Annotated in this window: 5 protein-coding genes and 1 pseudogene; 4 read left to right on the top strand and 2 right to left on the bottom strand. The window is 62.7% G+C overall.

Features of this window, described 5'->3' with window-relative positions:
* From EBS11_RS27830 to EBS11_RS27815, 4 genes and pseudogenes are all read left to right on the top strand, one after another.
* Positions 1-456, top strand: a pseudogene (locus EBS11_RS27830) (aminopeptidase); the annotation flags it as partial.
* Between the two features lie 118 nt (positions 457-574).
* On the top strand, positions 575-2,434 hold the full coding sequence (locus EBS11_RS27825) for a M1 family metallopeptidase (protein WP_290608678.1): 1,860 nt from the start codon (positions 575-577) through the stop codon (positions 2,432-2,434).
* A gap of 21 nt (positions 2,435-2,455) precedes the next feature.
* A complete protein-coding gene (locus tag EBS11_RS27820; protein WP_290608682.1) occupies positions 2,456-4,093 on the top strand; it encodes a serine hydrolase in 1,638 nt (545 codons plus the stop codon).
* A 279-nt stretch (positions 4,094-4,372) separates the two neighbouring features.
* Entirely contained in the window at positions 4,373-4,561 is a 189-nt protein-coding gene (locus EBS11_RS27815) for a hypothetical protein (RefSeq protein WP_290608676.1), read from the top strand.
* A gap of 61 nt (positions 4,562-4,622) precedes the next feature.
* Here EBS11_RS27815 and EBS11_RS27810 read toward each other — a convergent pair whose 3' ends face one another.
* Positions 4,623-5,453, bottom strand: coding sequence for a methyltransferase (locus EBS11_RS27810; protein ID WP_290608680.1), 831 nt, complete (start codon positions 5,451-5,453; stop codon positions 4,623-4,625).
* Positions 5,454-5,530: 77 nt separating this feature from the next.
* On the bottom strand, positions 5,531-6,148 hold a 618-nt coding region (locus EBS11_RS27805; protein WP_290608674.1), incomplete at its 5' end, for a pyridoxamine 5'-phosphate oxidase family protein.

The following is a 6,148-nucleotide window of genomic DNA, read 5'->3' as shown; positions in this document are numbered from 1 at the left end:
ACGGTGACCAACAAGGACCGCAATAGCTATGCGGAAGAGCTGGAAGGGCTGGAGCCGTGGGAACGGGCGATGCTGGAGCAGCGTGCCCGGGGCAAGCATCTGTACCTGGTCGATTTCTCGAATATCGGCGGACTGGTGATGCCGCTCATCCTGGAAATCGAACTGGCCAGCGGCAAGAAGATCATCGAGCGCGTGCCGGCCGAAGTGTGGCGTTATTCACCGAAAAAAATCAGCAAGGTACTCATCACCGATGAGCCGATGGTGGGTCTGGTGCAGGACCCATATTGGGAAACGGCCGACATCGACACCAGCAACAATGCCTGGCCGCGGAAAGTCACGCCGTCGCGCCTGGAACTGTTCAAGCAGGACCGCGACAAGAACAACCTGATGAAGGATTTTAATACGCCACTCAAGTCATCCGAGACCAAGGGCGCGGCCGTAACAGGGGTGAAGTAGCAGAAAAGCGCCGGCCCGTCCGGCGCTTTTTCCGCCAGGTCCGCGCCGGAAGTGCTATTCTGCGCGACGCCCCGGCGCACACGGACCGGGGCCTTCGCAAATCATTCAAAAGACGACCATGCAAACTATGACCTACCTGCGCGCGCTGGGCTGTGCGCTACTTTGCCAGGTGACCCTGGCCGCGCACGCCGACCCCTTGAGCTATGCGCGCTACGACCAGGTGCGCACGCGCGACCTGCAGCTGGACCTGAAGGCGGACTTCAAGCAAAAGACCCTGTCCGGCTATGCCGAGCTGTCCTTGAACTGGATCGATCCCGCCGCGCGTACCCTGGTGCTCGACACGCGCGACCTGGCGATCGCCAAGGTGCAGGTGCAGGACAAGCGCGGCGCATGGCAGATGGCGCCTTATGAACTGGACAAGGTCGACCCGGAAAAAGGGCAGGCGCTGCGCATCACCACCACGGGCCAGCCTGAAAAAGTACGCGTCTACTATCACACGGCTCCCAACGCCATCGCGCTGCAGTGGCTTACGCCGCAGCAGACCATGTCGGGCAAGCTGCCCTTCATGTTCAGCCAGTCGCAAAGCATCAACGCCCGTTCGTGGGTGCCGTCGCAGGATACGCCGGCCGTGCGCTTCACCTACAGCGCGCGCATCGACGCGCCAGCGGGCATGCGCGTGGTGATGAGCGCCGAGAACGACGAAAAGGCGACGGGCAAGGGCGGCTGGAAATTCAGGATGCCGCAGCCGATTCCTTCCTACCTGCTGGCCATCGCCATCGGCGAACTGGAAGTGCGCAAGCTCGGACCCCGCTCGGCCGTGTATGCCGAACCGCCGCGCATCAAGGCGGCCGAATACGAGCTGGCGGATACGGAAAAAATGATCCAGGCCGCCGAAGCACTGTATGGCCCGTATGGCTGGGGACGTTACGACATGATCGTGCTGCCGCCATCGTTCCCCTACGGCGGCATGGAAAACCCGCGCCTGACCTTCCTCACGCCAACCATGATCGCGGGCGACCGCAGCCTGGTCGACCTGATCGCGCACGAACTGGCCCACTCGTGGTCGGGCAATCTGGTCACCAACGCGTCGTGGAAGCACATGTGGCTCAACGAAGGCTTTACCACCTACGTCACGACGCGCATCGTCGAGCAGCTGTACGGCAGCGACGTGGCGCAGATGGGCGTGCAGGTCGACCAGGAAGAACTGGCCGCCTCGATCAAGGAACTGCCTGCGGCGAAAACGGCACTGGTCACGCGCGATGCGGATGCCAATCCGGCGGAAACCTACACGGACGACGGCATCATCTATCCGAAAGGCGCGTGGTTCCTGGCCACCATGGAACAGCGCGCGGGCCGTGCCGTATTCGACCCCTTCCTGCGCGGCTGGTTCGACCAGCATGCGTTCCAGAGCGTGACGACGGACCAGTTCATCGCCTACCTGCGCAAGAACCTGCTGGCGCAGCATCCGGACGTGATGCCGCCAGCGGAACTCGATGAATGGCTGTATGGCACGGGCGTGCCGGCCAGCGCCAAGCGCGTCGTCTCGCCGCGCCTGGCGCTGCTGGACCAGCACCGCGACGCCTGGCTGAAGGGCGAACTGGCCACCAAGGACCTTGGCATGGACAAGTGGGTCGCCATCGAATCGATGCACTTCCTGAACGACATCAACAACAAGGCCAGCGTGGCGCAATTGCGCGAACTGGACGAGGTCTACGGCGTGGGCAAGAGCGGCAACAATGAAGTGGCCTACCGCTTCTACCTGGCGTCCGTCAACGCCGGCTACGACGTGCAGCAGCCCTTGCAGGCATTCCTCATGAGCGTGGGGCGCCAGAAGTTTGTCGTGCCCCTGTACGGTGCCCTGATGAAGACGCCGCAGGGCCATGCCTGGGCCAAGGACGTGTATGCGAAAGCGCGCGAACGCTATCACCCGGTGACGCAGGAAAGCGTCGACAAGCTGATGGCCGCGCAAGCGCGTTGAACCTGATTGGGAACCATGAACATGTACACCATGAACCGTATCGCCGCCGCCGTCGTGCTGGCGTTTTCCAGCATCGCTGTACCGGCGCTTGCCGCCGATGCCGCACCAGCCGTCTCCGTCGCGGCGGTGCCGGCGCTCGCCTTCGATCTTGACCGCGACGTCAACAGCGCCCTGAAACTCTTCGACGTGCCGGGTATTGCGATTGCCATCGTCAAGGACGGTAAAGTCATCACCGCCAAGGGCTTCGGCGTGCGCAAACTCGGCGAACCGGCACCTGTCGACGCCAAGACGCTGTTCGAAGTGGCATCGAATTCGAAGGGCTTCACGGCCGCCGCGCTGGCCATGCTGGTCGACGAGGGCAAGCTGGCCTGGGACGATCCCGTCACCAAGCACCTGCCTGGCTTCCAGATGCACGACTCCTACGTCACGGGGGCCATGACCATCCGCGACTTGCTGACGCACCGCAGCGGCCTGGGCCTGGGCGCTGGCGACTTGCTGTGGTGGCCGACCACCACCTTTACCACCGACGAGATCATCGAGAAGCTGCGCTACATCCGCCCGGCCACGAGTTTCCGCAACAGCTACGCCTACGATAATCTGCTGTACATCGTGGCCGGCAAGATCATCGCCGACAAGGCGGGAAAAAGCTGGGGCGAGGCCATGCACGAACGCATCCTCGCGCCGCTGGGCATGACGGGTACCACCACCAGCCTGGCGGAAAACGCGGGCAATCCCGACGTCGCCAATGCACACAGCAAGATCAATGGCAAGATCGCCGCCGTCAAATCGATGCCCGTGCCGAACGCCGTGGGCGCCGTCGGCATCAACACGAATGCGGAAGATATCGCCAAGTGGATGATGGTGCTGCTCGACGAGGGCAAGATCGTCGGCGTGAAGGACAAGGATGGCAAGCCAGCCCGTTTGCTGAGCGAAAAGCAGGCGCGCGAACTGTGGACGGCGCAAACGCCGATCAAGATAGCGGAACCGAAACCGGCGCTGGCCGCGACCAAGCCGAACTTCAGCGCCTATGGCCTGGGCTTCCAGCTGCGCGACTACAAGGGCATGAAAGTGGCCATGCACGGGGGGGCACTGCAAGGCTTCTATTCGCGCGTGCTGATGGTGCCGGATGCGAAACTGGGCGTGGCGATCCTGACCAATGCGGAAAATGGCGGTTCCATGACGGCACTGCAGTGGCGCATCCTCGACCACTATCTGCAGGCGGCACCGTCGGACTGGCTGGCGCTGGTAGCCAAGGTGGAGCAGGACCAGCATGCCGAAGAGGTGAAAAAACAGGGCAAGGCGTCCGGCGCGCGCGCGGCGAAATCGCAGCCGTCCCTGCCGCTGGCAGCGTATGACGGCGAATATGAGGATGCCTGGTATGGCAAGGTGGTGATCAAGCCCGAGGGCAAGAAGCACATCCTGAGCTTTACCCGCACGCCGGATCTGACGGGTGAGCTGGAACACTGGCAGCACGACACCTTCATCGTGCGCTGGAAGGAGCGCAATTTCAACGCCGATGCCTACGTGACGTTCTCGCTCAACCCGGATGGCAGCATCGACCGCGTGAAGATGGCGCCCGTGTCGGCCGAGACGGATTTCAGCTACGACTTCCAGGATCTGAGCCTGGCGCCGGTAAAGCCGAAGGAAGCGAAGAAGTAAGGTGCAGATACAAAAACCGCAGCGTCGTCTGCGGTTTTTTTTCGTCCCTTGCCATGCAAGTGCGCGGCAGGATGGCGGCAAGCCGGTTTTTATTTCTTGAAACGGCTGGAAAAAGAAAGGTTATCTTGTTTTTTTGTTTGTGTATTTACTAACTTTTCAGGGTGTTACTATTTCCATGCGCCACATAATTCGTCTATCGATAGACGGTTTTTGGCGGCTGACGTCTTTGTCTTCCAGTGGTTTTTTATAACGACTCGACTCTTTGGGAATGGGATAAAAATGATCAATGTAAAAAAAGCCGTATTTGTCTTCTGTGCCGCCGTCGGTTTCGCCGGTGCCCTGGGGAGCGCCTCGGCGCAGCCAACGCGCCAGGCCTGCATGCAGGCCCTGTTTGATTGCAACGATGGCGTCATGAGCCAGTGCACGGTCGTTTCGCGCTCTTGCGGCGTGTACGGCATTTACCTGTAAGGCGCGCTGCGCGCACAAGCATCAGGCGGCGCGCCCAGCCGGCCCGCCGCCATAGGCCTTGCTAGGGTTTGACGAACTTCAGGGTCATGCGGTCGCTCTCGCCGATGGCCGTGTATTTGTCGCGTTCCACGTCCTTGTTGGCATAGGTGGGCGGCAGGGCCCAGACGCCGCCCTGGTGGTCGGCATGGTCTTTCGGATTGGCGTTGATTTCCGATTTGCCCGCCAGCCTGAAGCCCGCGTTTTCCGCCAGCTTGATCACATACGCTTCGTGCATGTAGCCGCTGCTGGCCGTGGCATCCTGTGCCTTGCTGGCCGGCAGTCGGTGCTCGACGACGCCGAACACGCCGCCCGGCTTCAGGCTGTCATACACTTCCTTGAACAGGGTCTGCATGCCTGCTTCGCCAATGGGTATCCAGTTATGGATATTGCGGAAGGTGAGCACCATGTCGGCCGTGCCTTTGGGCGCGATGCGGTAGGTGGTGGGCGGGGCGAAGGCGCCGATTTCCACCTTGCCGAAGGCAGCCGGATTGGCGTCGAGTTTCTGCTGGAAGCGGGCCGCGCCGCGGCGCGCGCCTTCGCTGGCCGATTGCGGGTCGTTGCCGGCGGCGATCAGTTTTCCATTGTCGCGCAGGTAGGGTGCCAGGATCTCCGTGTACCAGCCGCCGCCGGGCGCCAGTTCCACCACCGTCATGGTCGGCTTGATGCCGAAGAAGGTCAGTGTTTCATACGGGTGACGGGCGCTGTCGCGTGCCGCGTTGGCTGGCGTGCGCGCGCTGCCGGCAATGGCCGCCTTCAGGGCCGCGTCGCCCGCATCGGCCGCAAGTGCCGCGCCGCTGCCGCCGCAGGCCAGCATGACCGTCAGGGCCGCTGCCAGGGATACTCGCTTGATCATCATGTGCTCCGTTATTGAGTGGGTCTGGTGCTGGCTATCGCCATCAATGCCGATCATCGGCCAAGCACGCCGGACGGTCAAGCAGATTCCGCGCCCCATGCGGTGACGTAGGCGGGTGTCGCGCTGGTGTTCAGCGCATCGGCGATGGCGGCGCCGCGAGCGTGCGTGAAGGGCAGCTCGCCCGTCCAGACGACGTGTGCCATGTCACCCGCGTCGTCCAGCGGGCCGCCCTTGCGCTGCTTGACGGCGCATTCGTCGAGGGCGATGCGCAGCACGGTCGTGGCGGCGTATTCCTTGTCGCTGCCGCCGCGTACCTGCGGCAGGCGCCCCGGCGCCAGCTTTTCCATCAGCGCGTCCATCGCCGCATACTGCCCGGCGATGTCGGCCACCTTTTCAAATTGTCCGTAAATCATCGCCGAGCGGTAGTTCATGGTGTGGTTGAAGGCGGAGCGCGCCAGCACCAGGCCGTCCAGATGGGTGACCGTCACGCAGACGTCGGTGTCGTGCAGGAGCTGCTTGAGCATGCGGCTGCCGTTCGAGCCATGGATGTACAGGTGGCCGCCGATGCGCCAGCAGGCGGTGGGGATGCAATGGCGTCCCTTGTCGTCCTGGAAAGCGATATGGCACAGGTAGGCGTCGTCGAGGATCGCATACAGGGTGGCGGGGTCGTAACTGGCCAGTTCGGCGACACGGCG

The sequence above is a fragment of the Janthinobacterium sp. genome (genome assembly GCF_009923995.1).
Lineage (GTDB): Bacteria > Pseudomonadota > Gammaproteobacteria > Burkholderiales > Burkholderiaceae_D > Janthinobacterium.
This window is presented reverse-complemented; position numbering and strand designations above follow the sequence as displayed.

Excerpts from the sequence above, each read along its gene's own strand:
- EBS11_RS27825 (WP_290608678.1), top strand. The coding sequence starts at position 575 with ATGCAAACTATGACCTACCTGCGCGCGCTGGGCTGTGCGCTACTTTGC.
- EBS11_RS27820 (WP_290608682.1), top strand. The coding sequence starts at position 2,456 with ATGTACACCATGAACCGTATCGCCGCCGCCGTCGTGCTGGCGTTTTCC.
- EBS11_RS27810 (WP_290608680.1), bottom strand. The coding sequence starts at position 5,453 with ATGATCAAGCGAGTATCCCTGGCAGCGGCCCTGACGGTCATGCTGGCC.
- EBS11_RS27815 (WP_290608676.1), top strand. The coding sequence starts at position 4,373 with ATGATCAATGTAAAAAAAGCCGTATTTGTCTTCTGTGCCGCCGTCGGT.